The following is a 26595-nucleotide window of genomic DNA, read 5'->3' on the forward strand; positions in this document are numbered from 1 at the left end:
ACCCCTCTAGTTCATCGTCGGGATGACGAACTCGGCGCCGTCCTTGATGCCCGACGGCCACCGCTCGGTGACGGTCTTGGTCTTGGTGTAGAAGAGGATCGAGTGCGGTCCGTGCTGGTTGAGATCGCCGAAGCCGGAACGCTTCCAGCCACCGAAGGTGTGGTAGGACACCGGAACCGGGATCGGCACGTTCACACCCACCATGCCGACCTGAACCCGGGACACGAAGTCGCGGGCGGCGTCACCGTCGCGGGTGAAGATCGCCACGCCGTTGCCGTACTCGTGTTCGGTCGGCAGCCGCAGCGCCTCTTCGTAGTCGTGGGCTCTGACGATGCACAGCACCGGCCCGAAGATCTCATCGGTGTAGATCGACATGTCGGTGGTGACGTGGTCGAAAAGGGTGGGTCCGATAAAGAACCCGCCTTCGAGGCTGTTGTCGTCGAACGTCAACTCGTCGCTGGCTTTGTCGCGACCGTCGACCACGATCTCGGCTCCGGCGGCCACCCCAGCGTCGATGTAGTCGCGGACCCGCGTGAGGGCGGCGGCGGTGACCAGTGGGCCGTAGTCGGCCTTGGGGTCCAGGCTGTGCCCGACGCGCAGCTCGTTGATCCGCTCGACGAGCCTGCCGCGCAACCGGTTTGCTGTTTCTTCGCCGACGGGCACCGCGACGCTGATGGCCATGCAGCGCTCTCCGGCACTGCCGTAACCGGCGCCGATCAGGGCGTCGACGGCCTGATCCAGGTCGGCGTCGGGCATGACGATCATGTGATTCTTGGCGCCGCCGAAGCACTGGGAGCGCTTACCGTTGGCCGCCGCGGTGGAGTAGATGTACTGCGCGATGTCGGAGCTGCCGACGAAGCCGACCGCCTTGATGTCAGGGTGGTGCAGGATCGCGTCGACGGCTTCCTTGTCGCCCTGCACCACCTGGAAGACACCGGCGGGCAGGCCGGCTTCGAGGAACAGCTCGGCAAGGCGGACGGGAACGGAGGGGTCGCGCTCCGAGGGCTTCAGGATGAACGCGTTACCGCATGCCAGGGCGGGGCCGGCCTTCCACAGCGGGATCATCGCCGGGAAGTTGAACGGCGTGATGCCGGCGACGACGCCGAGCGGCTGGCGGATCGAGTACACGTCGATGCCGCCGCCGGCGCCTTCGGTGAACTCACCCTTCAGCAGGTGTGGGATGCCGATGGCGAACTCGATGACCTCGATGCCGCGCTGGATGTCGCCCTTGGAATCGGGGACGGTCTTGCCGTGCTCGATGGACAGCAGCTCGGCGAGTTCCTCGGTGTTGGCGTTCACCAGCTCGATGAACTTCATCAGGACGCGGGCGCGGCGCTGTGGATTCCAGGCGGCCCATTCCTTCTGGGCTTCGACCGCGGAGGCGACGGCGGTGTCGACGTCGCCGGCCGACGCCAGCAGTACCTGGGCCTGCACCTCACCGGTGCTGGGGTTGAAGACGTCCGCGGTGCGCGTGCTGCTGAGGTTGCTGCGCTTACCGTCGATGAAGTGCTGAATGGTTGTGCTCATGACTGCCCCTTGGCTGACCTTGCCGCTGAATACTAGGACATCCTAGTAATGCCGTGAGCTGCTGCGCAAGAGGCCTGGCGCAGACGGTGGGCGCAGGGCGGTGTGCGCTGCTGGGTGTCTGCTCGCCCTGGGCCGATCAACTCAACGCCACTGATAGCGAGTGCTGGGCCGGCCCGTCTTGCCGTATTCGGTCAGGCGGGTGACGGTGCCGTCGTCGGCCAGCCGTTCCAGGTAGCGCCAGGCCGTCACCCGGGAGACGCCGACCAGTTTGGCGGCCTCGTCGGCGGTCAGTCCGTCGGCGCGGTCGCGGACCGCGCGGGCGATCTCATCGGTGGTCCCCGGTGCGGCGCCCTTGGGGGCCACCGACTTGTCGGTGCTGCGAAGCTCGGCCAGCGCACGGTCCACCTCGGCCTGGCTGGCCGCCTCGGTGCCCGCAGGCAGTGCCTCGCGGTAGCGGCGGTAGCGCTCGAGGCGATCGCGGAACGCCGCGAACGTGAACGGCTTGAGTAGATAAGCCAGCGCGCCATGTGCGACGGCGGCGCGCACCATCTCCAGATCGCGCTCCGAGGTGATCGCGATGATGTCCGGCGCGGGGCGAAGACCGGACAGCGCCGAGGCCAACGCGATCCCGCTGGCGTCGGGCAGGCCGAGATCGAGCAACACCAGGTCGACGGGGGACTCGGCTTCGGCGGCGATGCGCATCGCATCGCGTGCGGTGTTGGCTATGCCGACGACCGTAAAGCCTTGCAGCCGAGACAGATACGCGTTGTGCGCTTCGGCGATGAGTGGTTCGTCCTCAACGATCAGGACGGTGATCATCGGATGGTCACCGTCACCACCGAGCCGTAGGTAACGTCGGCGCTCAGGGTGCCGCCGTGCCGGTTGACGATCTGCGCCACCAAGGCGAGCCCGAGGCCTTGGTGTCCGGCGCCGCCGTCGGACTTGGTCGAGTAGCCGCGCTCTCTGGCACGCGCGAAGGTGTCGGGGTCCATGCCCGGGCCACTGTCGGCGACCTGGATCTGCAGCCGCTCGTCGCTCTGGTTGACGGTCACCTCGACCCACGGGTCGTCGCGGTCGCAGGCATCCATCGCGTTGTCGATCAGATTGCCCAAGACGGTGACCATCTCCTGCGGGCTCAGCAGCGCCTCGGCGGGCAGGTGGGTCTCCTCGGTGATGGTCAGCTCGATGCCGCGCTCGTCGGCCTCTGCGGTCTTGCCGAGCAGCAGCGCCACCAGTGCGGGTTCGCTGACGGCGTCGGAGACGCGGTCGACGAGCTGCTGGGACAGCGCCAATTCCTGGGTGGCGAACTTGACCGCTTCGTCGGGACGGCCCATCTCCACCAGCGTGATGACGGTGTGCAGTTTGTTGGCCGACTCGTGGGCTTGGGCGCGCAGCGAATCGGTGAAACCCTGTAGCGAACTCAATTCGCCCAGCGCACCTTGTAATTCGGTGCGGTCGCGGATGGTGACCACTTCGGAGTCCGACGCGCTGACCGCAGAGCGGTTGACCACCAGCACGCGGTCGTCGGTGAGCCGAACCTCGTCGCGCACGCCGGGATCGTTGCCGCGCAGGAACTCTGGCAGATTGGCGCGTGTGATGGCTCCGGCCGGCAGGGCTAGCAGCCGTCGGGCCTCGTCGTTGGCCAGCGCGACGCCGTTGCGGTCCAACACGATCAGACCCTCGGAGACCGAGTGCAGGATGGCGTCGTGGTGGTCGTACATCACGCGAAGCTCGTCGGGTGCCAAGCCGTGGGTCTGGTGCAGGACACGCCGGCGGATCGCCCAGATGCCGACAAAGGACAGGGCCAGTGCGCCGGCCGCGACACCGACGATCATCAGCCATTGCGAACGCCAGCGCGCGGACAGGCTTTCGAGCGTGATGCCGGCGGCGACCAGGCCGATGATCTGTCCGCCCGCACTGCGGACCGGCGCGATGGTGCGCACCGACGGGCCGAGCGTGCCGGTGTAGACCTCGGTGTAGGTCTGGCCGTGCAGCGCCGGCTCGATGGTCCCGATGTACTTCTGGCCGATCTGCTCGGGGTTGGTGTGGGTGAACCGGGTGCGGTCGGGCGCCATGATCGTGATGAAAGCGATGCCGGTGCTCTTGCGGACGGCCTCGGTGACCGGCTGCAGAACCGGTGCGGCGTTGCCACTTTCGATTGCTTCCGCGGTGGACGGCGCGTCGGCCAGGGCGACGGCGATCGCCGTCACCTGCTGGCGGGCGGCCTCGTCGCCGTGGCGTTTGGCATCGAACACGGCAAACGCGCTGCCTGCCACCACCACCAGCATGATCACCGCGGCCTGCAGCGCGAACGCCTGACCCGCCAGTGAGCGCGGCAGTACGGCCACTGCTCACCTCCGCCTGAACGTAATGAACTAAAGCGTGACCTGCGTCACGTGCTGATAAACCATCCTTGCAGACCCAACGCTGTCTGTACTGGAAGGAAACCGCTCATGACCACGGTTGTGGATCGCCAAGGCGGCGACGACAAGCCCGCGCCACCCAAGCGCCGGGATCGCACCCACTGGCTGTACCTGGCTGTCATCTTCGCGGTGGTCGCCGGCGTCGCCGTCGGCCTGGCGGCTCCGTCGGTCGGCAAGGAGGTGGGCGTTCTCGGGACGATGTTCGTCAGCCTGATCAAGATGATGATCGTCCCGGTGATCTTCTGCACGATCGTGCTGGGTATCGGCTCGGTCCGAAAGGCGGCCACCGTCGGCAAGGTCGGCGGGCTGGCTTTCGGCTACTTCCTGGTGATGTCGACGATCGCGTTGGGCATCGGCCTGCTGGTCGGCAACCTGCTGCACCCGGGCAGCAGCCTCAAGCTGTCGGAGTCGACCGCCGCCAAGGGCGCCGAGCTGGCCGAAAAGGCGCATGAGTCAGGCGGTTTGATGGACTTCATCCAGCACATCATCCCGACGTCGCTGTTCTCCTCGCTCACCGACGGCAATGTGCTGCAAGGGTTGTTCGTGGCCCTGCTGGTCGGGTTCGCGATCCAGGCGATGGGCACCAAGGGTGAGCCGATCCTGCGTGGGATCGAACATCTGCAGCGGCTGGTGTTCAAAGTCCTGTCAATGGTGTTGTGGCTTGCGCCGATTGGCGCGTTCGGCGCGATGGCGAACGTGGTCGGCCAGACCGGGTGGAGCGCCGTGACCAACCTGCTGGTGCTGATGTTGGGCTTCTACCTGACGTGCGTGGTCTTCGTCTTCGGTGTTCTGGGGACGATGCTGCGGATGGTGTCGGGTGTTTCGATCTTCAAACTGGTGCGCTACCTGGCGCGGGAGTACCTGCTGATCTTTGCGACCTCGTCGTCGGAGTCGGCGTTGCCGCGGCTGATCGCCAAGATGGAGCACCTGGGCGTGCAGCAGAGCACCGTGGGTGTGGTTGTGCCGACCGGATATTCGTTCAACCTCGACGGCACGGCGATCTACCTGACGATGGCATCGCTGTTCATCGCCGATGCGCTCGGTGACCCGCTGTCGGTGGGGGAGCAGATCGGTCTGCTGGTGTTCATGATCGTGGCGTCGAAGGGGGCGGCCGGGGTGAGTGGGGCCGGGCTGGCGACGCTGGCCGGCGGTCTGCAAGCGCACCGGCCGGAGCTGCTCGACGGGGTCGGGCTGATCGTCGGGATCGACCGGTTTATGTCCGAGGCGCGCGCGGTGACCAACTTCTCGGGCAACGCGGTGGCCACCCTGCTGGTCGGCTCGTGGACCAAGACGGTGGACATGGCCAGGGTCAACGGTGTGCTGTCCGGCCGCGACCCGTTCGATGAGCTGACCATGCTCGACAACGATCATGCGCCGGCGCCGCAGAAGGAGGCTGTCGCCGCCTGATCACCAAGCCCACGACACCCCGGGAGCCCTTCCCCCGGGGTGTCGTGCCGTCGTGCGCCGTAACTGGTCGTGAAACGGAAAAAGCCCGGCTGTCGGGGGGGGCCGCCGGGCCTTTCCGCGAGAAGAGCTAGGGCGTGTCTGATAAATGCGGTAGCCAGAGGGTGATGGCCCGTAGGACTGCTGCGCCGCGGTAGACGATGGCGAGTTTGTCGTAGCGGGTGGCTAGGCCGCGCCATTGTTTGACGGTGTTGAAGTTGCGTTCAACGACGTTGCGGCCCTTGTAATCTTCGGCGTCGAAGGCCGGCGGTCGTCCGCCTTGGGTGCCGCGGCGTTTGCGGTGGGCGATCTGGTCAGACGGTTGTGGGATGACCGTGACGATCCCGCGTTGGCGCAGCCGTTGGCGGGTCGCTCGACTGGAATAGGCCTTGTCGCCTCGAAGGCGATCGGGGCGGGTGCGCGGTCGCCCCGGCCCGCAACGGCTGACCTTGAGGTGGGCGAGCAAATGTTCCAGGACAGGTCCGTCGTTGGCCTGGCCGGCGCCCACGAGCACGACCAACGGTCGTCCCCGGCCGTCGACGAGGTGATGGATCTTGCTGGTCAACCCGCCGCGAGAGCGGCCAATTGCGTGGTCAGGCGGCTCGCTCGCCAGATTCGTGTAATTCGACCCAGCCCCCTGTGTCGCGGGTGATGTTCGTGGCATGTTGATGGGCGCGCGCGATGGTGGAATCGACTGACACCGACCAGTCGATGATCTCGGCCTTGTCGGCGGTGGCCAGCAACCGCGCCAGTATGAGATCCCAGGTGCCTTCGGCGCTCATTCGTCGGTGCCAGGTCCAGATCGTCTGCCAGGGCCCAAACACCTCGGGTACGTCTCGCCATGCGATCCCGCACCGGTAGCGGTAGATGATTCCCTCGAGCATCTGGCGGGCATCTCGAAAGGGCCTGCCCTTCTTGCCGGTTCGAACCGGAAGAAGATCTTCAATCAACGACCACTGAGCATCGGTGAGTAGCTGAAACCGCGACATGCCCTAAGTCTCAGCTGAAACACCCGAAACAATTGTCAGACACGCCCTAGGCCCTGTCGCTCCTTCACCGTAGCGGAGCTGGCTGTGAATCAAGGCTCTGAACTGGGCCAAAGCTGTGAATTACCAATGACTTCAGTAGGCACACACTGCTGGGGACCGGCGGTGTTCCCGGCGGCGACCTGGAGTGGGACGCGCTCTCTGGTTGGCCCTGTGGTCGCCGGACCCCGAGGGTGGACGCGCTAACGTCAATCCCGCGCCGATCGCCCGGTGCGCCCCCATAGCCCAATTGGCAGAGGCAGCGGACTTAAAATCCGCACAAGTGTCGGTTCGAGTCCGACTGGGGGCACCGAGGAATAGCAGCTCAGGGCTTGTTTTTTGTTGTCGACCTCTATCTCTCACGCGCTGTAGCCCGCAGTTAGCCCGCAGCACCTAATATGGGGGTATGGCGACCAGGCGTAACGCACGCGCAGGAGTAGAGGACCGCTGGCACCGGCCAGCCCGCAATCGGGAGGTTGTCGTGTATCCCTCCGACGCTGCTCCTGGCGACCCAATGTGGTGCATTGATGCAAAGCACGGTCAGGTGGGCACGCTGGTGTGCACAGGTCGGCACGGACAGGGTCAACGGTGGCAGGCCCGATGGGTCGGAGACGGTGCCGAGCGGTCCAAGAGCTTCGCCAAGAAGGCCGACGCCGAGCGCCACTTGCGCGGTGTGGTGGCTGATTTGGAGACCGGCACCTACGCCGATCCGCGACGGTCGGCGGTCACGTTCGGCACCGTGGCGGAGACGTGGCTTGCCGCCAAGGCTGCCAGCCGGGAGCCGAAAACCGTTGCCAGTTACCGGGGCCTGCTCGACATCGTGATCCTGCCCAAGTGGCGAGACGAGCGACTCCGAGACATTGACCATGAGCGGTTACAGACGTGGGTCACGTGGCTGGCCACCGACCCGGCGGCGCGCCAGCAGCCCAAGCGGACCAAGGACGGCGGCGACGATGAGGGGATCGAGCAGACCGGCCTGTCAGCGGCGCGGGTGATTCACGCCTACCAGATCGTGCGCCAGGTGCTCGCCTACGCGGTGCGGTCCAAGTACCTGGCCGTGAACCCCGCCGACGACATCGAGCTGCCCCGCAAGCCGCAGAGCAAGGACACGGTGCTGACCCACGACCAGGTGGCCGCGCTGGCTTCCGAGAGCGGCGACGTGGGTGCGATGGTGCGTTTCCTGGCCTACACCGGTCTGCGCTTCGGGGAGTGCATCGCACTGCGCGTGGCCGACGTCGACACGGTGCGCCGCCGAGTCATGGTGTCCAAGTCCATCACTCACGTGCAGCGCCACGGCCACGTCGAGGGGGAGACCAAGACCCACCAGCGCCGAGCTGTGCCGATCCTGACGACCGCCCTCAACGACGAACTGGCCGCGCTCGTCGCTGGCCGTGAACCGTCGGAGTACCTGTTTCCTGGTGCTGACGGTGCCGCCATGACGTTGGGCCGGTTCCGCTGGCCATTCGACAAGGCTGTAGCCAAACTGGGCCTGACGGGCGTCACGCCGCATACGCTGCGGCACTCCGCCGGATCGCTGGCGCTGGCCGCTGGCGCGTCGGTGGTAACCGTCCAGAGGCTATTGGGCCACCGCAACGCCACAACGACTATGAATGTTTACTCTCACATGCTGCCCGACGACTTCGACAATCTGGCTGTGGCAATGGATTCCGCTATAGCCAATGGTCAGAAGGCATAAACGTTCTAGTCGGGTTTCTGTAACTATCTCGTGAAACACAATGTGTGACACTAGGATTCACATATCCAAGCTGGTGTAGACGCACAACGCGCAGTACTGTGGTGCCTGCACCTGCACGGGCCGTATGCCCGGAGCAACCACCCACTCGAAGGCGCGCCATTGGCGCGCAGGTTGCCCGTATCCGCATACAAGAAAGGCCCTTACGTGACCAATCACCACACCTGCAAGTGCGGCGTGCAAGACGCACCCCCGCCAATGATGACCACCGCCCAGGCTGCCTGGCATACCGGTCACGCCGAGAGCACGCTGCGCACGTGGCGGCACTTAAACATCGGACCCATGAGCTTCACTGTGGGCACGAAGGTGCTGTACGACCGCGTCGACCTCGACAACTGGGTGGCAGCCGAGAAGGCCAAGAGCGTGCGTGGTGGCGGCATGAATTGCACCGCGGCACCCTGCCGTGAGCGGTCCGACGGAGGTGGGTTGTCGGAGTTCGATCCACCCGACCTGGACGACCGGGCGGCCCATAAATCGCAAGCCCTCACCGGTGTGGAGGTGCAGGCATCGTGAGCAGCTTGGAAGAGCGCCTGGCGCGCTATCACACCCCTGCCGCGAGCCCGCTGCGCGCCGACGACGCGCTGAAGTACGCCGCCGCCGTCCTGGCCGACCATTGGAGTTGGGTGTCTGAGTCCATCAGCTGCTCGGAGGAGTGCGGCAGCGCCGAGGAGTACGGCGACGACGTCCACCGGCACGCGCTGGCGGCAATGCGATCCGTGGTCGACGAGATTCGCGACCTAGCTTCGCGGGTGGGTGATATGCACCGTTACGCCGATGGGCGACGGGTCAGCACTTGCGTGGAGCTGTCACACGGGCTTAGTTTCGGTCATATCTGGCACCCAAAGGTCGTCGAGGAAGAGCCGCGCCATCAAGGCGGCGAACTGCCAAGCGATCCCGGTGTGCCGTCGCCGGGCCGCTGGGAGGTCCAAACCGACCCGGCTACTCAGAAGATCTACGGTCGGATCACGTCGGCGTAAATGCCCAGATAGGCAGTGACCCCGGCGGCGTCAGGGGCTGCCGGGGTCAATTACCCGATCGAAGGAGATGCGTCCATGCCAATCAACGGGTCTCGGGACTTTCGCGACTTCTACGACGGCGGCTTCACTCGGTTCCCGAACCGGCTCTTCGGCACCTTCCTGCCAACCCAGGCAGCGACGTACCTCCGTCTTCGTCGAAACGAGAACATGCACGGCGGTTCGCACCCGTCGGTCGCCACGGTGTCCAACGGAGTTGGCAAGAGCCGCAGGACTGTCCAGTACGCCATCGAGGCATTGGAGGAGGCCGGAGAGATCAAGCGCGAGTCCCGAGGCCGTAACCGACCATGCCGGTACATCTTCACCGAGGTGCTTGACGACAGTGGACGCGAAACGTTCACAAAGGTGCCGAATTGGGTTCTGGAGCGTGGACTTTCACCGGAGGTCCTGATGGTTTACGTGACCATCCTTGAGGTGTGGAACGTCGACAAGACGCTGCGCCTGGAGGACATCGCCCGCAAGTGCCGGATCTCCAAGTCCACCGCCGACAGGGCCGTCCAGGAGCTAGATCGCCGTCGGCTGATTGCCGTCCATCGCGACAAGTACCGGATCAAGCGCAACCGCTACGAGATCCTGCCGTGTCAGCTCTCTGACCAGGGAAGAACTGGCACTGCACACTCAGAAACGGCCTCTGACCTGAGAAGTACTCTCACTGCGCACCCTGGTACTGAGACTGCATACCGTGGTACCGAGACTGCGCACGGGCTGGTACCGGGACTGCGCACGAATAAGACTCATCTACAACAAGACTCACCAAAGGAAGACTCCTTTGGAAATAAGACTCGACCTCCCAGCGCCCCCGGCTCCGCCGGGGAGCGCAGAGTCTCCGGCGTAGATCTGGCTCAACCAGATGGCCAGGGACTGACAGGGGTGGCCCCCGAGGACATCGAGTTCCTGGCTTCCGTCATAAGGGCCCCGCATCCGGGAAATTGCGATTGGGGTCAGATCCGACAGGTCGAGATCGCAATGATGCGGCACCCGTACTACGTCGAGATGTTGGCCTCCCTCGACGGCATGGTCGCTCCGAAGGTGACTGCGCGTGAAAGGTTTCTGGCCCAGTGCCCGGACTACCGCTATGCCTGGGATGTCGCTCATGGGGACTGGCTCGACACCGTCGCCCCCGAATCCGGTGGCCTCAACCTGGCCCACCGGCTTGCTGCTGCCCGTGATTCGGACTTGACGCCCGAGGAGCGTAGGCAGCGCCACAAGCAGAACTTGGCCGAGCGCCTGGCCAAGTTCCGATAGATGGTCCCACCCGAGAAGGACACCAGCCATGCACGACTGCTCAGACCACGACAACCGAGCACCCTGGATCGACGACGTCCGCTCGGAGGCCCTCGACGACGTCGGCATGCCCGGATACACCGCGTGCACGATCGTCCTGCCCAGTGGGGAGGAGGCTTTCGCGCTCGTCCACGAGGACAGCCTGGGCACACCGGCACCAGCCTGGTTCAAGGACTGGCGACCGGTGGCACCCCACGAACTGACCGGTAGGCTGCCCAAGGCCTATGCCCCACGGTGCGGTCGACCAGCCTCGGCCAAGGGCCGACCCTGCCGCCGGTTGGTCACCATCCACGGCGACACCTGCGAGGGCCACCACCACCTCGCTCACATCGCGCCAGCGCCGTACACCGGTAACCGACCCGAAGAGGCCGCCCGTTGAGAACGCCGCTGCTGTTGGTTGACGGGCATTCGCATGACGCGAGGCTGATGTGCTGGCCTTGGTGGGCGGCGAACGCCCCGTTACGATGGGGAAGTCCACGTTCCGCCAGCGGATCTTCTCGCGGGGGACGTCGACGTAGCGGAAGCGGATCTTAAGCACCGACATGGCGTTGACCGGATGCATAAGCAACGTCTTACTGGAACCGAGAAGGCGCTCGGAACTCGCGACGCCTCACAGGCCTATGGGGTTGCGTAGCGCGCACGCAGCTCTAGAAGTCCTGAGCTGCAACAGCTCTGATTACCCTGTAGTACGGATAAAGCAGTTGGCAAAAGTTCTAGCCACTGATAGCAACCGCTCTTGGTTTGAACCCCGCCACCGGGAATGAACTCTCAGTGTCAACGACGTGCGGAAACAGCAAAGCCTCGCCCGAGATGCATTTGGAACGCAGGTCATCTCGCAGGTTTTACTGCAACTTGGAAATCTGCCTGAGTAGTTCGGACTACAGCGCTGCGAGTGCCTAGTCCAAATGCCCACGGCGGCTGAGGTGTCGGTCGTTACAACGACAATGGCCGAATGGATGACGAAGTGGCCTATCGAATGTGTGGCACCGAGTACACCTACGACGAACTGATCGAGGCGCTCGATGCCGAGGCTGCCACTCTCGACCCGGAGCAGTGGGTGGGCGGCTGGGACGCTCATGAATATCTCATCGAGGCACTTCTTGTGGGCACGATCGAGCGGGTGCACCCGGATGACGGTCTCGTTGAGTAGGTCGTTGCTGGCGGTAGCCACACGCTTGGCGTTAGCGTCGTTGATGCTGGCATGTTGCTGTGGGTATACCGAGACTCGACCCGACTTGTCATATTGACTGCAGGACACGCGGAGGCTTACGTGGAGCTCGTCGTACTGGTCCTCCTGCTCGGACTGGCACTGATCGCGGTAGCGATCGGCGTCGTAGTGGCGATCAGAGGGGACTTCCAAGGTGATGCCGGGCCGTCGTCGCCACCTACGCGCTCCCAACAGCCGCGCCCCGCGAAAAAAGCAGCGCCTCCCGCCAAGCGGGTAGCGCCTCCCGCCAAGCCTGCAGCGTCTCTCGTGCAACCGGGCTCTGCTGACCAGAGCCGCGACAGGGCCAGCCGCTCCCGCCCGAAATCAGCTTCGTCGGTGACGCGAGCACCAACTAGCGCCGTAGCAGCGACCGACAAGACAAAGACCCCAACCTCAAGCCGTGTCACACCGCCTGCTGCAGCGAGCCCGCCACTACCCCCAGACGATCCGCAGAAATCATCGAAGCCCGCGACACTTCCCGCCACCACCGACAATTCTCCGGCGACGCAAGATCGACGGTCAGCGGCAGCGGCTTCATCTGGACAGTCACGGGCCGCCGGTCTACAACGCCGTTGGCAGCAGTTGTCGACGTCGGGTCGAGTCGCCGCGTTGGCGGTACCCGCAGTCGTCATCGCGGTCACCGCTGGGGCGATCATCTACAACCAAGCCGCATCCCGCGACGAGCACTCCTATAGATACGGACAGGTTGGGGGCGCGTTGGTCGCACGCGAGACACTCGGCACTGGGCTGCACCGGGACGCCGAAGAGGCGTGCGAGGCGTCTTTCCGCAGTGGTAGAAGTGCTGGCACTATCGCCGACGACATCGTGGAACGGGACTTTGTCGAGGGGTGCAAAGAGAAGCTCGAAGGCTCTGACGATTCGATCAGCAATGTCGACAACTGGGTGGCAGCAGTCTGCGAGTCTGATAGTTACCAACGCACAATCTCCAACCCGGTGATCATGTGCAACGGCGACCTCGCCGGGAGCGGCGGATTCAGAAGCCAGATCATGGTTTTCGAGTACGCCTCGCAGTCGGATATGCAGGCCAAGCGGAAGATGTGGGACGGCGAGTTTGGCTATGCCACCTGCACCGACAGGGCGAGCGACCTCATTGTGGTGTTCAAACCGGAAGTCTCCGGCATCGGCTCTCGTTCAGCCGCCGCCCATATTGCCGAACGAAGCCTGCAGCCGCTTGCTGAGTTCGAATGCTCCATTGAATCGTCGGGCTCGTCATCTCAGTTGGTGCCTGAAACGCCGAGCCCGCGTCCTCAGGCCCCCGCACCGTCTACTCCGTCAGGGCGGACAAGTGGAGTTGAGCTGCCCACCAACTCCTATGGCTACGTCGCGGTCCAGACGAAGTCCGGTCGGGTTCGGTGCATGGTCGAACAACAGCGGGTCGTGTGTGAGACGGCGGAAAACAACTGGCCTGCCCATGGTGTCGAGATTGAAGCCAACGGTTCCACCCGCTTCGCGAACGGCAACATCGGAGACGTGCGGCCATCGACCTTGGATTACCAGACCTACCGGGCGGCGGGTTGGACCATCACTGCTTCCAGCACCGGGACGCGATTCAGCAACGACCGCACCGGCCACGGTGCCGTGGTCAACGTTGATCGGGTAGATGCCTTTTGAACGAGGTGGAAGGTCAAGTTTGGCGTTGACAGTGCAGCTAGTGCTGTGGTCGTTTCCGTCGTTGCCACTGCCAGATTCCGTGGTCAAGGTCGGTCGGCGAGATACCGAGCTCCCGCGCGGCACTTGTGACAGCTTCGCGAGCGAACTCAGGGCTGACCTGTCTGGCCGGTAGGTCTAGTGCTTGCGCAACAAAGCGAATGATCATGCGGTCCGGCTTGACGCCGGGAACACCAGCGAGCATCCGCACGTAGCGCCAAGTGATGCCCGAGCGTTGGCCGGGCACTTTCAGCCATTCTCCCTGTATCCGCTTTTGTGAATCCGTCTCGGAGACTGCATCGCGCAGGTCCTGAGCCGCTGACACACCCTCCAGAAGGAGGGCTTTGGCAGCCAGGTGGATAGCCGCCGACTTAAGCGGTGCCCCTCGGTGGGTCGAGGTCTTGTTGTGGTTACCGATTTCATGTGCCCAGCCTTCAGCGCCGTTTAACTCACCAAAAGTTGACGGGGCTCATCAAAAGTGCTCAACGTTGATCGGCGAAAGTGCTCACCTGTGAGCTGGGGTTCACTGTAGTGGTTGCCGGTTTCCGGTGGTCGTCCTGCGGAGGTTTTCTGATCGGGCGTGGTGGTCTCGAAGGCGGTAGGAGTCGCCGTCGAGGTTGAGCACGACCGATCGGTGCAGGAGCCGGTCGAGCATGGCCGCGGCCACGGTGGTGTCGCCGAGTACTTCACCCCATTCTCCAACGCCGCGGTTGGTGGTGATGACGATCGACGTCTTCATATACCGTTGCGCCACAACCTGAAACAAAGCTGAGGCCGCTTCCCCGGGCAGTGGAAGATAGCCCAGTTCGTCAATGACCAGAAGCGTTGGCCCGGCGTAGAACCGCATGGTGGTGGCCCAGCGGCCTTCGATCGCAGCCCGGTGGCATCGGGCTGCGAGGTCGGCTGCGGTGGTGAAGTAGGTGCGGTATCCCGCATGCGCTGCAGCCCTCGCCAATCCGACCGACAGGTGCGTCTTGCCAACCCCGGGTGTTATCAACGGGTAGTAACACGCTCGAATCTATGTATGCAACAAGGGAGTTAAGGCCTGGTTTGTCATCGTTGTTGCCGGTTTATCGGCGGGTGTTCTTTGACGTGAAGGAACGGCAACGATGGCGTATCCGGTGGCGGTGGCTCCTATGGGTGGGCATCGGACTTGGACTGTGCTCGGTGAGGACTACGCAACGGTCGGTCCCGTCGAGGAGTGGATCGAAGCTCACCGGCACTTGTGGTCGCCGAATACGGTGCGTGGGTATGCGACCTCGTTGGCGCAGTGGTGGAGCTTTCTGGAGCAACGCGGGCAGGCCGAGGACTGGCGCCAGGTCGGTGTCCCGGCGGTCACCGCGTTCCTGTCCTGGCAGCGCAATGGCCGCACGGTCGAACATCGATTGGCCGAGTCAGACCAGGCGCCCCCGGCGGCGGCGACGCTCGAAGTCCGCCTAGCAGCGCTGATTTCGTTTTACCGCTGGCATCAGGCGGTGTCCGGGGTGCCGGTGGCAGGACGGCTGCTGCGGGGAACACCGCGGCACCGACCAGCGCGGGGCTTGCTGGCGCACCTGGATGCGCGTTCATCCCCGGCGGCGTCGTCGCTGGTGCGGGTGCGGCGCGACCGGCACCGGGATAGACCACCCTTGCTGCTGCCGCGGCAGATTCAGGCGATCCTGGATGGCTGCGCGGTGTTCGACGCCGAGACCGGATCGTGGCGAGGCAACCTGCGGGACCGGTTCGTGTTCGCTCTGCTGGCGGAGACCGGGATGCGTCTCGGGGAAGCACTGGGCTTGCGGATCGGCGAGTTCGTCCTGGGCCGCGGCAGCACCGCGTATGTGGAGATTGTGCCGCGCTCGGATAATCCGAACGGTGCACGGGTGAAAATGATGCGGCCGCGCAGAGTCTATGTCGGCGCTGATCTTGAGCGGCTGTTCGCCGACTACCTCACCGATATCGCCTGTCGAGCAGCTGAATCCGGCATCGGGTTGACAGATCAATGCCCGCTGCTGGTTAATGTAGCGCGACCTCCGCTGCTGGCCGCGCTGCGTGAGACGACGGTGCGGGAGAAGGTGGCCACGCTGCGTCGGCGCAGCATTGGGCCGCCTGGGTGGACTCCGCACTGGTTCCGCCACACCCACGCCACCGCATTGTTGCTTGCCGGGACACCGGAATGGGTGGTCTCTCGGCGCCTGGGCCACGCCCACGTGCAGACCACCCTTGACCTCTACGGGTGGGTCCGCGACGACGACGCCCTGCGAGCGGCAGCGAACTGGGCCTCCTATGCCAGCAGCTGGCGGGTCGCGGAATGACCGACGATCGTGGGCACCTGCACCTTCGAGGGGCCGAATACGTCGATCCGATCTGGCTCCTCTGGAATGCGCTGCCATCGCAATGGCGTGGCCCGATGCTGGGACCTGGCATCGCGAACTGGTCCTCGATCACCGAGAATGACTGGCCCGGAATCGATCTGAGCGGGTTGCCCGATCCATTTCCGGCTGAGCTGGCGTGGATGGCGCACTGGCAGGCCCGGGACGGCACCCGCGTGTCGGTGCTCGCGATGGCGCAGCTCGCCAACATCATTCGGCGAGCCGTCGCCGAAGGCCGTGCGTTTGCGCCGTCAATCCGGGAGATGGACTACAACGCCGCCGCAGCGTTGCAGGGCTGGTTCTATGCCAGCAGGGGCAAGCGACTGCCGTCGACGAAAGGCCGCGCCCGCCTGCAGGTCCTGTTCGGGTTTGCACGACACGCACTGATCGCCGCATGCCACGAAGGGCCATGGTGGCAACTGGATTACTGGCACCCGCGCTGCGATCCGCGGATCCCGCTCACCGACCGCGAACCGGTCGCTAACTACGGCTGCTCACCCGGACAGATCACCGTGGCGTGGCTGCGGGTCGCGGTGAAATGGCACCTGGGCACCATGCTCGAATCGGGGGTGCTGCGCTGGACGACAGTCAGCCAAGAGCGGATGCGCAGCTTCCGCCGCTTCGATAACTGGCTCACCGCCTGCCTCCCGGACCCGACCGATGTTCTCGGTGACCCCGCGACGGCGGTCGAGCAGGCCGCCGCGTTCGCACGATGGACCGCCGTGGCCGCCAACCGCGTCACCCGGGAATCCGACACCCGCCACCTCGGTAAACCAGTGCCCATCCGGGGAATCAACGACGACCTGCGGGCCGTGGCCGGCTTACTGGACTTCGTCGCCGCCAACCCCAGCGAGGCTCGCACCGTTCTCGGCGCCGACCCCTGGCAGCACGTCACCGCAGCACATGCCTCCAGCTGGTTCGGCCGAGTCACCCGGATACCGCACCAAAGCGGTTTCAACGACGCCAACTACATCGACGACCATGCGCTCGCTCAGATCACCGCAGCACTGCCGTTGATCGGGCTGCCCCGCACCGAGCAGATGACCATCACCCGCGGCGATGGCAAAACCATCACCGCCAGCGGACTCGACGACCCGCAAGCGATGCGGATGATCCTGCTGCAGATCCTCACCGGCCGCCGCGCCAGCGAGATCCGTACCTGCGACTTCGACTGCCTCTCCGCCGCGCCGAGCACCACCGCAGCCGGCGGCGACGACCAGTCGCTGGCCAGGTTCCGCTACGCGCAAAGCAAGATCGACGTCGCACCGGACACCATCCTCGTCGATCACGAGGTCACCGAAGTCATTGCTGAACAACAACAGTGGATGCAAGCCCACCATCCCGACGGCGGCAGGCGCTTCCTTTTCGCGCAACGCATGGGCAACCGCCGCGGCGGCAAACCCTACCCAGCAGGCACCTACAACTGGGTGCTACGCAGCCTCAGCGACCTCGTTCACATCACTGACGCCAAGGGCCAGATCGTGCGGTTGAGCCACACCCACCGCTTCCGCCACACCCGGCTGACCCGACTGGCCGAACTAGGGCTGCCGGTCCACGTGCTGCAGCGCTACGCCGGGCACGCCACACCCACCATGACCATGCACTACATCGCCGCCCGCGACGAACACGCCGAGCAGGCGTTCCTGGCCACCGCCAAGCTCCGCTCCGACGGAACCCGCATCCAACTCTCCAGCGACGACCACGACAGCCTGCACCTGTTCCGCCGCGCAGACCGGCTCCTGCCAAACGGGTGGTGCATGCTGCCACCGCTGCAGTCCTGCGACAAAGGCAACGCCTGCCTGACCTGCTCAGTGTTCGTCACCGACCACACCCACCGGGACGTGCTGCAACGTCAACTCCGCGAAACCACCGACCTGATCGACCGGGCCACAACAGAATTCGAGCAACGACACGGCCGTCCCATGCCGGATGACAACGTATGGCTCACCCGGCGCCGCACCGAGAACCGAGCCCTGCAACAACTCCTCGACGCCCTCAACCACGCACCTGACTTCGCGGCCCACGGCGCTACCACCGAAGGTCTGCAACCGAGCGCTGGACCCGTCCCGCTGACTCTTGACCTCACCCGCCACCGCAGGAGCACCCCATGACCGACTCCCGAGAACGCCGTATCGCTGCCCTCACCGAGGCAGCGAAAAGCAAGTCTCAGAACAAGACCCGAGACGCCGAACAAGCAATCCGCCGACTGGTCAAACGCGGCGAGCCCATCACATTCCAAGCCGTGCAACGCGAAGCAGGCGTCTCCCACGCCTTTCTCTACAAACACCCCGAACTGCGCACACGGATCGAGCATCTGCGCGGCACCCGCCAGAAAGCCGCAGCCGAACAGCCTGCCGACGCCGACAACACCATCGTCATCACGCTGACCCGCCAGATCGCCGAACTCAAGAAACAGCACCGCCAGCAGCTCCAAGCACTCCGAGACGCCCTCGAGCGAGCACATGGCGAGAACCTCGACCTACGACGCGAACTGGCCCGCCGCGGCATCCAACCCTCGCCCAACGTTGCATCAATCGCAACAACGTCCTGAACAGGGCAAACGCTGCCAAACCCCACCCGAACCCTCGATAACGACGGGTCCGATGAGGAGGACGTTGGTGGCGGTCTCCATGTAGCGGCAGGTGCCCAGTTCGGAGACGAGTTTGCGGTCCACGCCGGCGGCGGCGTCGTAGTCGAAGTCCTCCAGGGAGGCCGGGGTCGGCAGGCAGGCGAACCGCAGTCGACCTGCCAGGCGCCGGGCTTCGGTTGCCGCGACTTCGATGGAGAGCAGCTCCTCCAGCGCCGCGGTCATCGACGTGCCGTCGGCTTGGGCACGGTCCAGGACCGTGGGCAGCGCTTCGGCGGCGTCGTGCAGCTTGAGTACCGCCAGATGCCCGCGCAGACGTTGGTAGAGGCTGGCTTGGGCAGTGGTGTTCGGGGCGGCGGGGGCCGTCTCGGTGGTGGGGCGTGTCGTGGTCATGGCAGGGTGTTCCTTCCGCGGGCTGCGCGTTCGTAGGTGGACAGGTCGATCGCGGCCGTCGGCGCGTTCGCCGTCGCTGCCGCCTGGTCAATGCCAGATACGTTGATACGCAATATTTCTGCGGCTTCTCGTGCCGCCGCACCCGGTGGTATGCGTTCCTTGCGGCGATGCGCCCGCCCACCAATGGCAGCAGTGGCCATCGCCAGTTGGTCCAGTGCCACGACGTGGCCGTGGTCGCGGACCATGACCCCGGCGCCGTCGGCGGCCAGCCGATGCCGGGCAATGATGATCTGGCCGGTGGTGACGATGTCGATTACCTCCGACCCCAGCACGTGGGTGATGCAGACCGTCGCCGACGCCAACTCCGGAGGTACCGAGTAGCGGTTGCCTCGGTAGGACACCATCGCTTGACGAGATGCCGTGCGGTCCTCGCGCAGGATCAGTGGATACGCCGCCGCCGGCGTCGGCGACAAGGGTTCGGTGGCGGCGAGGGTGGCCACGGTGACCTTCCCCTCGGCGGTGGCCCGGCGCCGGGCATCGGCGCGGCGCCGGCAGAATTCGTCGAGTGAGGCTTGCGCCTGCTCGACGGTGACGTCATCGGGTAGTGTGCGCCACCACCGTTGGGCTGCAGTGTGATTGGCCTTCTCCACCACGCCCTTGCGGTTGCCCCGCCGGGCGGGGCAGATGGCGACGGCCACGCCGTAATGCTTGGCCACCCCGGCGAAGGACGCGGTGACCCGACCCGAGCCGGGGTCACACACCGTCGCCATCCGATCGAAGCGCCACGTGTGGGTGAGCCCGCCCAGCTTTCGGGAGATCCGGTCCAGGCCGTCGACGAGGTGCGGTTGGGTCATCGCCGGCGCCAGCACCGCACGCCATCGACTGGAATGGGCCAGCGATCCGACCAACAGGTGCGCCATCGCACCCCACCCCCACGCGGCTGGTGGATTTGGCAGATCCAGCCAGTCCCATTGCGTTTCGGCACCGGGTGGGTGATCGATAACACTGTTGGCGCGGTCGGTGGCGTGGGCGCAGTCCTGACACACCGGGCGCAGATTGCGTGAGCGGATATGGCGCGTCAGCGTCGGATAGGACATCGAGTAGCCCAGGTCCTCGAGTTCGTCGCACAATGTCCGCGCCCACAGATGCGGGTCCTCGGCCAGGCGTGTGGTGACGTACTCGACGAACGGTGCGAAGGCATCCACGGCGGCGGGCTTGCGCACCCCGGGGGTGGTGACGCCGTTGAGGTAGTTGCGGACCGTTCTTCGGTTGGTCTTCGTGTGACGGGCGATGGCCGAAATCGACCAGCCTCGTTTATGCAGGGCGTGTATCTCCAAGTCGTCCTCCCATGTGAGCATGAGAAAGCGGGTCTCCTTCAGATGGCTGGTGCGTGGTCAGAGACCACCAGCATCGGAGGAGACCCGCCCTCATCGGCGGAGCCACACGGGTGAGCACTTCCGGTGAGCAGAACTGAGCAGTTTCAATGAGCGCCGTCAAAGTGGCGACAAGTTCCTCCGTACCGTCAGATTCAGGGTCTCCACCCTGTGCGCGGCGATATGTCCGGTACCGGTTCACGACATTCACGACGCTGGAATACCTGACTCCAGTGGACTGGACCGAGTCGATCACGCAGAGGGCCAAGCCGTCGCGGTAGCCCGACGGAGCTTGCGAGTCACGAAACCGTTCGCAGCGAGCAACAAGCCTGCTGAGCTGGTCGGAGGACAGTTCCATATTCGTACCTTGCCACTCTTTTCCAGCCTTCCGGCACCGAGGCCAATTAGCATTTCGGCCATGCCGCTGCAGCTCGGTGAGACCTTCGCGGGATACCGGGTCCTGCGGCTGCTCGGCTCCGGAGGTATGGGTGAGGTTTATTTGGTGCAACACCCCCGCTTGCCCCGGCAAGAGGCGCTGAAGGTCCTTCGAGCAGACATCTCAAGTGACACTTCCTTCCGGGACCGATTCATCCGGGAAGCTGACCTCGCCGCAGGTCTACGCCACCCTCACATAGTCGGCGTCCACGACCGAGGCGAGCATGAGGGACAGCTCTGGATCTCGATGGACTACGTCGACGGCACCGACCTCGGTCAGCTCGTGGAGCAGCGGTACCCCGCTGGTATGCCGGTCGGACTCGTCGTGCCCATCGTCAGCGCGGTGGCCAGCGCCCTGGACCACGCCCACAAGAAGGGCCTGCTTCACCGGGACGTCAAACCCGCCAACATCATGGTTGCCGACCTCGACACTGACGACCCGAGTATCTACCTCACTGACTTCGGCATCGCCCGCCCGCTTGACGACACCAACGGGCTCACCACCACCAACATGACGGTTGGGACCGTTGCCTATTCAGCGCCCGAGCAACTCATGGGTGAGCCGATGGACGGGCGAGCTGACGAATACGCCCTCGCCGCAACGACGTACAACCTGCTGACCGGCGCACAACTGTTTCCGCACTCCAACCCCGCCGTCGTCATCAGCAGACACCTCAACACGACACCGCCCAACCTGAGTGACTGTCGCCCGGACTGCGCACGCCTCGACGGCGTACTCCAGAAAGCGCTGGCCAAGAATACGGCTGACCGTTTCGCATCCTGTTCCGCCTTTACGCAGAACTTGACCGCTGCAATGCCTGGACAGGCAGGTGCGTCTGCCAACGCAACGACTCAAGCGGCAGGGCAACTACGAACACCCGCTTCTGCCATCGGTGGAACGCTAACCAAACCACCTGCCAGTCGATCGCGGCTTGTCCTGGGCGGAGCCGTTGCAATCATCGTCGTGATCGGGGTTATCGCGGTGCTGTGGCGACCATGGCAGCACTCGCCATCGAATGGCGCTGTCACCTCATCAAGCACCGCACCGACCAGACCCAACACGACCGGGCAGGCAGCCGAACAAACCCCTGTCCAGACTAGTGTTGAGCCGCTGCCGCTCCAGCCGACGACCACGGCGGCGACATCCCCGGCGACGGTGGCAACCCCGCCGCCCAATCCCAATGGGCCCGGATGTTCAACGCAGCGACCGGACAAGTGTGGTCAATGGACACCCGAGGAGGCCGCGTTCGCCTGTAAGGCAACCCTCGCTGGAGCCGACTACACCACGGACCTCAAGCGCATGCTCATGAACCGCTACGGCCTGAGCGGCGAGAGCGCCTTCTTCCTCGGCAAGGAGGCCATGTACAGCATCAACAGCGGCGGCTACATCAGCACCGGGGGCAACGCAGACGGCCCGCATCCGTTGTGCAACGACATAGTTCCTTGAAAAGGTCGCCCGTGAAGCGATGAGGTCCCTGCGCTGGAAGGTCAGGTAGCTGTCACAATCTCGATATGCCGGAAGCGGAAGAGCAAGATCCCTCCTATGTGGCGGCGGAGTACGCCAACGGAACCGCTCAAGCGATGAAGGCTCGACGATGACGCACTTGGATAAGCAGGGCTTTCTAGCCTGGGCGTTCGACGAGCTGCTGGCCAACACCACCCGTGGTGTGCTGGCCGAATACATCGTGGCCACAGCACTCGGCATTTCCGGAACGAAACGCGTCGAATGGGACAAGTGCGACCTCTACATCGACGGTGTGAGGGTAGTCGATGGTGTCGAGGTAAACGACCGTGTCGGAGTAGAAGTCAAATCGGCTGCCTACGTGCAAGCGTGGCCACAAACCGGGCCCTCAGTGATCTCGTTCGACATCGGCCCCACAAAGGGCTGGGACGCCCCCACCAATACCTACGCGGCCATTGCGAGCCGCTGCGCCGTCGTATACGTCTTCTGTCTACTCACCTGTACGGACCGCGAACATGTCAACCCGCTCGACATTGCGCAGTGGACGTTTTATGTGCTGTCCGCGAGCGAGCTCGACCGAAAAGTTCCGACGCAGAAGACGATTCGGCTCGAACCGCTGAAATCCCTCCGTCCGCGCCAGTGCAAGTACGACGAGCTCAAGGCTGCCATTTACGCGGCAGCAGCGGTCAATCGCGGCGACTGAAGCGTCGTCCGCTGTCGCATCCACGCGTATAGGCGACAAAAGCCCGCTATCCCCGTGTCTCGAAAACGATGGGTTCTTGCGACTGAGACGCCGCGACCGACACTTCGACCGCCACCTGGGACGACGCGAACAGTCAGCCGTCTAGAAAACCCGTCTCATAACGTGTATTCTCATAACTCGGGTCCGTACGGGTTTATGAGACGGGAGACGCATGGCCAGCATCGGATACGCGAGGGTGTCCACCGCCGATCAAAACATGGCACTACAACTTGACGCCCTGCGGGAAGCCGGTGTCGATCGCGTCTTTCGCGACCAAGGAGTGTCCGGCTCGACTTCAGCTCGACCGGGTCTCGATAAGTGCCTCGACCATCTGCGCGAAGGCGACGTCCTGGTTGTCTGGAAGCTCGACCGCCTCGGGCGGAACACCCAGCACGTCCTAACCGTCGTAAATGACCTCATGTCGCGTGGCATCGGTTTCCGCAGCATCACCGAGGGCCTTCACACCGAGGGTGCGATGGGCAAGGCGATGCTCACGATCATGGCCGCTTTTGCTCAACTCGAACGCGACACGATGATCGAGCGCACCCGCGCCGGGCTGGCAGCGGCTGCGGCGAACGGACGTAAGGGTGGGCGTCCCCGCAAGATCGACGAAGCCGCCACCGCGAAGGCGCGCAGCATGCGGGAGAAGGGCATCAACGCCACCGACATCGCCAAGATGCTCGGAGTCTCTCGTGCCACGGTGTATCGATACCTCGCCGACGGCACCGCCGCCTGACGGCCTACCGGCAACGCGCCGCGTTTAGGACCGTCTCGATGTGGGCCTGGGTGGCGCTCCAATGGTCCAATTCCTGTTTCCAGTTTGCGCGAAGATTCAGGCCGTACTCGGGGGCGGACTTCTTGCCCTCGTAGTCGCGATCCACGAGTGGGCTGACCGGCGTCAACCACGAAGTCGCGGGAATCAAGTACAGGCTGGGCCAGATCTCGTGATCTTTATTAAAAACCACGACGCCGACAGCTACCCACGGTTTCAACGCGAACGTCGACTTCCTCATAAAGACGTAGCTGCCGGGGTGAACGCTCTTCACCTGAACCATCGCATGCATGCCGTCACCGACGTCAACAACGAGGTCTACCCCGCGATCGTCGGCAAGGGGCCGGTACACCTGGTAACCGAAAAGCGCGATCCGGCTGGCGAAGAGAAGTTCCCCCGCTGCACCGAGACCGAGGTGGCCGGGGGCTCGCCCACCTAACGCGGGACGATCTTCCGAATCGGATTCGGCTTCCATGCCTACAACACTTACCTATCCCAATAGCATCGCGCCATGGCCTCTGCACCATTGACGCCGCAAGCCGTCATCGAGGGCTTCCTGCTGCGCACCCGAAGGGTCATGGCGCACACACTGATCCGCGAGCAGGCGGCGCTGATGGCCAAGCTGCACAAAGGCGAGGTAACCATCATGGTTACTGTCAACACCAAAACCGGCGAGGAGAGCCACCGGCTGCAAGTCGAGTACCCGCCCGAGGAGGCGTTGGAGTCGCTGGCGAGCCGCGTGCGCCCACTGATTCTTGCGTCGGAGCCGATCTACTACGGCACGGCGCTCGACGCACTGGAACAACTCGTAGGCACCGCCACACTCAACGATGAGATCGACCTGCAGTGGTGGCGCGACTACTGGCAAGACGTGATCGACGGCAATCTGGCCGCCCAGGCCTACTGGGTCGCCACGCCCAGCGGGACTGTCCCGACCGCAAGTTGATGTACTCATGGCTCTACGGCGACGTCATCCACGCCAAATCGCCGAGGTCTCCCGTGATCCGCGACCTAAGCATCGACGAGCGGTACTACGCGGCTGCGCCCGGCATCGCCCGCATCTGCGACCGCGTGATCTACACCCACATCATGCTCATGGCTCTCATCGACAAGGGCCTGCTGACCGTCGATCCCGCTGTGCTCAGCGATGCTGTCGTGGTGACCACTACCAATGTCGACCAGGATGTGACGGTGCGTGTATCAGACGTCGGGGTGCCGATTCCCGACGACGTCACCACTGTCGGTCCTGCAGCACTCGATCCCGAGGTCTGGCGCACCCCGCATCAAGACATAACGGAACTACGGAGCCACGCTGACCGATCAGCAATTGCGTCGCAGGCTCTCTCGGTCGATCGCACAGCCTCGGAGCAGCGGAAGGCACGCCTTGAGTCGTATCTGTCGGCGAATGTCTGGAACCCTGACGAAGGCTTCGTGTGCAAGTCGGCTAACGCCTGCCGCTCATCTGCGGAAAAGGGCGGTGCCAGCTTCTACGAGGCTCAAGGGCACATGGTCGGCCCGTGCTACGACACCCGCGTAGATGGCACTCCGCACCGGGTAGTTGTTCTGCCGATGGAGACCGGGGAACCGAAGCAGCATCGAACGGTCGAGCAGCGCACGCAGGACGTACTCGCTTCCGGCAAGCTGACTTTCGGCCAACGGAATCAGCATATGAGGGGGGTCACCTTCGCGCTCCGCCTGGCGTTCGGGTTGCCGGTCGACGCAGATACTGAGCACCTCCAGTTCGCCGACGGAACAACCACCCACCTGTTCGACGTATACGCGATGACGAACCTGCTCTTGTGTTCAGCGGTGGATCGCGGAACTGCAAAGTCGCGGGCGACCGGCGTCATGCGGAAGTCGTGCTCACGACACTTGCGTGCAAGTCTCGAAATCCTGCAACCAACGCTTGTGATTTCGCAAGGGGCGGGGCTCGACAACACGCTCTTCTCCACCCTCGGGGTCACTAAATCAGTTGCTCCGAATGTCGTAATCTGCGACCTGGACGGGAACCGATTCGTCTGGGTGTCGCTTCGACATCCGTCCCGTGGAAACTGGTCGTCGCTGAAGTGCGATTACTTGCACAAGGTCGTCGTCCCCGCGATCAGTCTGGGAAGGTCGCTCGCACTCGACGGGGTTCAAGCGCCAGGAGCAAGTCACGACTCTTAGTGGTCGGTCCACGGTCGACGTGTCGCGGAACACTAATCGAGTTCATCTGACGGCCAGCGCCAGATCTTCGCCCCTTCTTCTGAAAGATTGGTGAACTCGTTCATCCGAATGATGAGGTCACCGTCCTCCGGGATTCGTTCCCGGTAGGCGAACCCTCCGTAGGGACTGACGCCCTTCTCCGGCGGGAAATTCGGGTCGAACTCGACCACCAAGTTCCCTTCGCGGAGCTTGCGCCACCACGATTCGAGCAATTTGAGCTTGCCTTCGCTCATGCCGCGACCGCGAGTCGCGATGTACTCGCCGTGGTCACGTAGACGCTGGTACACCGTGGACTTACCGTGCAGATTCGTTGTCTTCCATGGCCATGCCTTGTTCACCATCTGCCTGGTGGTCAAGTGGCCTCCGTAGGTCATTTTGTGCCACGACACTGCCTGCCGACTCACTCCATGCATGTCCGCAATCTCGCTCTGGTTGTAACCCCTGCGTCTTAGATCTTCGATCACACCAAAAACCAGTGGCTGACGAGCCGCCTTCGGGGGGCGGGTCTTCTGGGGTCGGCGGGTCTTGACGGTCGGCGCGAGTTCAACAATTGCCGCGTACCCACGACCAGGGTCCGGTTCCACAGAGTGCACGATCCATCCGTCCTCCTTAAGCAACTCGGTGGCTTGCTTAGTGATGTCGTCCGAGCTGCCGGTGAGGGGGATGCCGGTATCGGCGCGGACCACCTCGATCCGCTGCTTAATTGGGTCCCAAACGGTGACCTCGGCGGTCCCGGCATCGTTGATGTCAGGCTCGGTGTTGATCCATGCGATCTGCAGCATCGTGTTCTCCCAATTGGCATCTGCGCCAATAGCTGGCGCAACCTTCAATCGTGCCGGGACGTTAGCCCGCACCTCCGACATTTAGCCTTGGTGTGGGTCCGCGGGCGGGCCGAACGTCCGACCGGGACA

General features: G+C 64.2%; 25 protein-coding genes, 1 tRNA gene and 2 pseudogenes. 17 read left to right on the top strand and 11 right to left on the bottom strand.

Features of this window, described 5'->3' with window-relative positions:
- Positions 1 to 6 precede the first annotated feature (6 nt).
- From CRM90_RS11930 to CRM90_RS11940, 3 genes are all read right to left on the bottom strand, one after another.
- On the bottom strand, positions 7 to 1527 hold the full coding sequence (locus CRM90_RS11930; RefSeq protein WP_102807153.1) for a CoA-acylating methylmalonate-semialdehyde dehydrogenase: 1521 nt from the start codon (positions 1525 to 1527) through the stop codon (positions 7 to 9).
- A 141-nt stretch (positions 1528 to 1668) separates the two neighbouring features.
- A complete protein-coding gene (locus CRM90_RS11935; protein ID WP_102807154.1) occupies positions 1669 to 2346 on the bottom strand; it encodes a response regulator in 678 nt (225 codons plus the stop codon).
- Positions 2343 to 3815: a sensor histidine kinase gene (locus CRM90_RS11940; RefSeq protein ID WP_233209292.1), complete on the bottom strand. Its 1473-nt coding sequence runs from the start codon at positions 3813 to 3815 to the stop codon at positions 2343 to 2345. Before CRM90_RS11940 ends, CRM90_RS11935 begins: the two co-directional genes overlap by 4 nt.
- A gap of 165 nt (positions 3816 to 3980) precedes the next feature.
- Here CRM90_RS11940 and CRM90_RS11945 point away from each other — a divergent pair, with 165 nt between their 5' ends.
- Positions 3981 to 5357 carry a cation:dicarboxylate symporter family transporter gene (locus CRM90_RS11945; RefSeq protein ID WP_102807156.1) on the top strand — a complete coding sequence of 459 codons (1377 nt, stop codon included), beginning with the start codon at positions 3981 to 3983 and terminating at the stop codon, positions 5355 to 5357.
- A gap of 127 nt (positions 5358 to 5484) precedes the next feature.
- On the opposite strand, the gene CRM90_RS11950 is transcribed toward CRM90_RS11945, so the two are convergent.
- Positions 5485 to 6382 (bottom strand): IS5 family transposase gene (locus CRM90_RS11950; protein WP_502693261.1). Its coding sequence is split into 2 segments (ribosomal slippage): positions 5485 to 6037 and positions 6036 to 6382, totalling 900 coding nucleotides; the frame shifts between segments, so codons are not numbered across the junction.
- A gap of 271 nt (positions 6383 to 6653) precedes the next feature.
- On the opposite strand from CRM90_RS11950, the gene CRM90_RS11955 reads away from it, so the two are divergent.
- From CRM90_RS11955 to CRM90_RS30955, 8 genes are all read left to right on the top strand, one after another.
- Positions 6654 to 6728: transfer RNA gene (locus tag CRM90_RS11955), tRNA-Leu, on the top strand.
- A 234-nt stretch (positions 6729 to 6962) separates the two neighbouring features.
- On the top strand, positions 6963 to 8114 hold the full coding sequence (locus tag CRM90_RS11960) for a tyrosine-type recombinase/integrase (RefSeq protein ID WP_233209286.1): 1152 nt from the start codon (positions 6963 to 6965) through the stop codon (positions 8112 to 8114).
- Between the two features lie 339 nt (positions 8115 to 8453).
- A complete protein-coding gene (locus CRM90_RS30695; RefSeq protein WP_199189868.1) occupies positions 8454 to 8684 on the top strand; it encodes a hypothetical protein in 231 nt (76 codons plus the stop codon).
- Positions 8681 to 9148, top strand: coding sequence for a hypothetical protein (locus CRM90_RS11970; protein WP_102807159.1), 468 nt, complete (start codon positions 8681 to 8683; stop codon positions 9146 to 9148). Before CRM90_RS30695 ends, CRM90_RS11970 begins: the two co-directional genes overlap by 4 nt.
- 15 nt (positions 9149 to 9163) lie before the next feature.
- A complete protein-coding gene (locus CRM90_RS11975; RefSeq protein WP_142391361.1) occupies positions 9164 to 10450 on the top strand; it encodes a helix-turn-helix domain-containing protein in 1287 nt (428 codons plus the stop codon).
- Between the two features lie 28 nt (positions 10451 to 10478).
- Entirely contained in the window at positions 10479 to 10868 is a 390-nt protein-coding gene (locus tag CRM90_RS11980) for a hypothetical protein (RefSeq protein ID WP_102807161.1), read from the top strand.
- A 573-nt stretch (positions 10869 to 11441) separates the two neighbouring features.
- A complete protein-coding gene (locus CRM90_RS11985) occupies positions 11442 to 11639 on the top strand; it encodes a hypothetical protein (RefSeq protein ID WP_102807162.1) in 198 nt (65 codons plus the stop codon).
- Between the two features lie 666 nt (positions 11640 to 12305).
- The gene (locus tag CRM90_RS30955) at positions 12306 to 13328 is read left to right on the top strand and encodes a hypothetical protein (RefSeq protein ID WP_233209287.1); all 1023 of its coding nucleotides are present in this window, start codon (positions 12306 to 12308) and stop codon (positions 13326 to 13328) included.
- 37 nt (positions 13329 to 13365) lie between these two features.
- On the opposite strand, the gene CRM90_RS31565 is transcribed toward CRM90_RS30955, so the two are convergent.
- Positions 13366 to 13782 carry a DUF8548 family protein gene (locus tag CRM90_RS31565; RefSeq protein ID WP_502693265.1) on the bottom strand — a complete coding sequence of 139 codons (417 nt, stop codon included), beginning with the start codon at positions 13780 to 13782 and terminating at the stop codon, positions 13366 to 13368.
- A gap of 105 nt (positions 13783 to 13887) precedes the next feature.
- Positions 13888 to 14352 (bottom strand): annotated as a pseudogene (locus CRM90_RS11995) (ATP-binding protein); the annotation flags it as partial.
- A gap of 121 nt (positions 14353 to 14473) precedes the next feature.
- Between CRM90_RS11995 and CRM90_RS12000 the strand changes: the two are divergent.
- Genes CRM90_RS12000 through CRM90_RS12010 form a run of 3 tightly spaced genes read left to right on the top strand, consistent with a single transcriptional unit; the run spans position 14474 to position 18266 of the window.
- Positions 14474 to 15658: a tyrosine-type recombinase/integrase gene (locus CRM90_RS12000; RefSeq protein WP_102807163.1), complete on the top strand. Its 1185-nt coding sequence runs from the start codon at positions 14474 to 14476 to the stop codon at positions 15656 to 15658.
- Positions 15655 to 17826, top strand: coding sequence for a tyrosine-type recombinase/integrase (locus tag CRM90_RS12005; RefSeq protein ID WP_102807164.1), 2172 nt, complete (start codon positions 15655 to 15657; stop codon positions 17824 to 17826). Before CRM90_RS12000 ends, CRM90_RS12005 begins: the two co-directional genes overlap by 4 nt.
- Positions 17823 to 18266 carry a DUF6262 family protein gene (locus CRM90_RS12010; RefSeq protein WP_102807165.1) on the top strand — a complete coding sequence of 148 codons (444 nt, stop codon included), beginning with the start codon at positions 17823 to 17825 and terminating at the stop codon, positions 18264 to 18266. The genes CRM90_RS12005 and CRM90_RS12010 overlap by 4 nt, the downstream gene beginning before the upstream one ends.
- 45 nt (positions 18267 to 18311) lie before the next feature.
- On the opposite strand, the pseudogene CRM90_RS12015 reads toward CRM90_RS12010, so the two are convergent.
- From CRM90_RS12015 to CRM90_RS31570, 3 genes and pseudogenes are all read right to left on the bottom strand, one after another.
- Positions 18312 to 18695, bottom strand: a pseudogene (locus CRM90_RS12015) (ATP-binding protein); the annotation flags it as partial.
- Positions 18692 to 20053 (bottom strand): Mu transposase domain-containing protein, encoded by a 1362-nt coding sequence (locus CRM90_RS12020; RefSeq protein ID WP_102807166.1) that lies wholly within the window; start codon positions 20051 to 20053, stop codon positions 18692 to 18694. The pseudogene CRM90_RS12015 and the gene CRM90_RS12020, both read right to left, overlap by 4 nt.
- Complete coding sequence (locus CRM90_RS31570; protein WP_502693262.1) at positions 20010 to 20426, bottom strand: DUF8548 family protein; 417 nt, start codon at positions 20424 to 20426, stop codon at positions 20010 to 20012. Before CRM90_RS31570 ends, CRM90_RS12020 begins: the two co-directional genes overlap by 44 nt.
- A 60-nt stretch (positions 20427 to 20486) precedes the next feature.
- Here CRM90_RS31570 and CRM90_RS12030 point away from each other — a divergent pair, with 60 nt between their 5' ends.
- The 3 genes from CRM90_RS12030 (at position 20487) to CRM90_RS12040 (ending at position 23443) form a co-directional block, all read left to right on the top strand.
- The gene (locus tag CRM90_RS12030; protein ID WP_102807167.1) at positions 20487 to 21950 is read left to right on the top strand and encodes a serine/threonine-protein kinase; all 1464 of its coding nucleotides are present in this window, start codon (positions 20487 to 20489) and stop codon (positions 21948 to 21950) included.
- Positions 21951 to 22098: 148 nt separating this feature from the next.
- On the top strand, positions 22099 to 22668 hold the full coding sequence (locus tag CRM90_RS12035) for a hypothetical protein (RefSeq protein ID WP_102807168.1): 570 nt from the start codon (positions 22099 to 22101) through the stop codon (positions 22666 to 22668).
- Positions 22669 to 22879: 211 nt separating this feature from the next.
- Positions 22880 to 23443 carry a recombinase family protein gene (locus CRM90_RS12040; RefSeq protein WP_102807169.1) on the top strand — a complete coding sequence of 188 codons (564 nt, stop codon included), beginning with the start codon at positions 22880 to 22882 and terminating at the stop codon, positions 23441 to 23443.
- 4 nt (positions 23444 to 23447) lie between these two features.
- Here the strand turns inward: CRM90_RS12040 and CRM90_RS30225 are convergent, their stop codons facing one another.
- A complete protein-coding gene (locus CRM90_RS30225) occupies positions 23448 to 23954 on the bottom strand; it encodes a DUF4365 domain-containing protein (RefSeq protein WP_142391362.1) in 507 nt (168 codons plus the stop codon).
- A gap of 36 nt (positions 23955 to 23990) precedes the next feature.
- Between CRM90_RS30225 and CRM90_RS12050 the strand changes: the two genes are divergently transcribed.
- The gene (locus CRM90_RS12050) at positions 23991 to 24425 is read left to right on the top strand and encodes a hypothetical protein (protein WP_142391363.1); all 435 of its coding nucleotides are present in this window, start codon (positions 23991 to 23993) and stop codon (positions 24423 to 24425) included.
- Between the two features lie 53 nt (positions 24426 to 24478).
- The gene (locus CRM90_RS12055) at positions 24479 to 25645 is read left to right on the top strand and encodes a hypothetical protein (RefSeq protein ID WP_233209288.1); all 1167 of its coding nucleotides are present in this window, start codon (positions 24479 to 24481) and stop codon (positions 25643 to 25645) included.
- Positions 25646 to 25677: 32 nt separating this feature from the next.
- Here the strand turns inward: CRM90_RS12055 and CRM90_RS30960 are convergent, their stop codons facing one another.
- Positions 25678 to 26466: a hypothetical protein gene (locus CRM90_RS30960; RefSeq protein WP_233209289.1), complete on the bottom strand. Its 789-nt coding sequence runs from the start codon at positions 26464 to 26466 to the stop codon at positions 25678 to 25680.
- Between the last annotated feature and the right edge of the window lie 129 nt (positions 26467 to 26595).

Origin of the sequence: Mycobacterium sp. ENV421 (genome assembly GCF_002887815.1) — a bacterium.
Lineage (GTDB): Bacteria > Actinomycetota > Actinomycetes > Mycobacteriales > Mycobacteriaceae > Mycobacterium.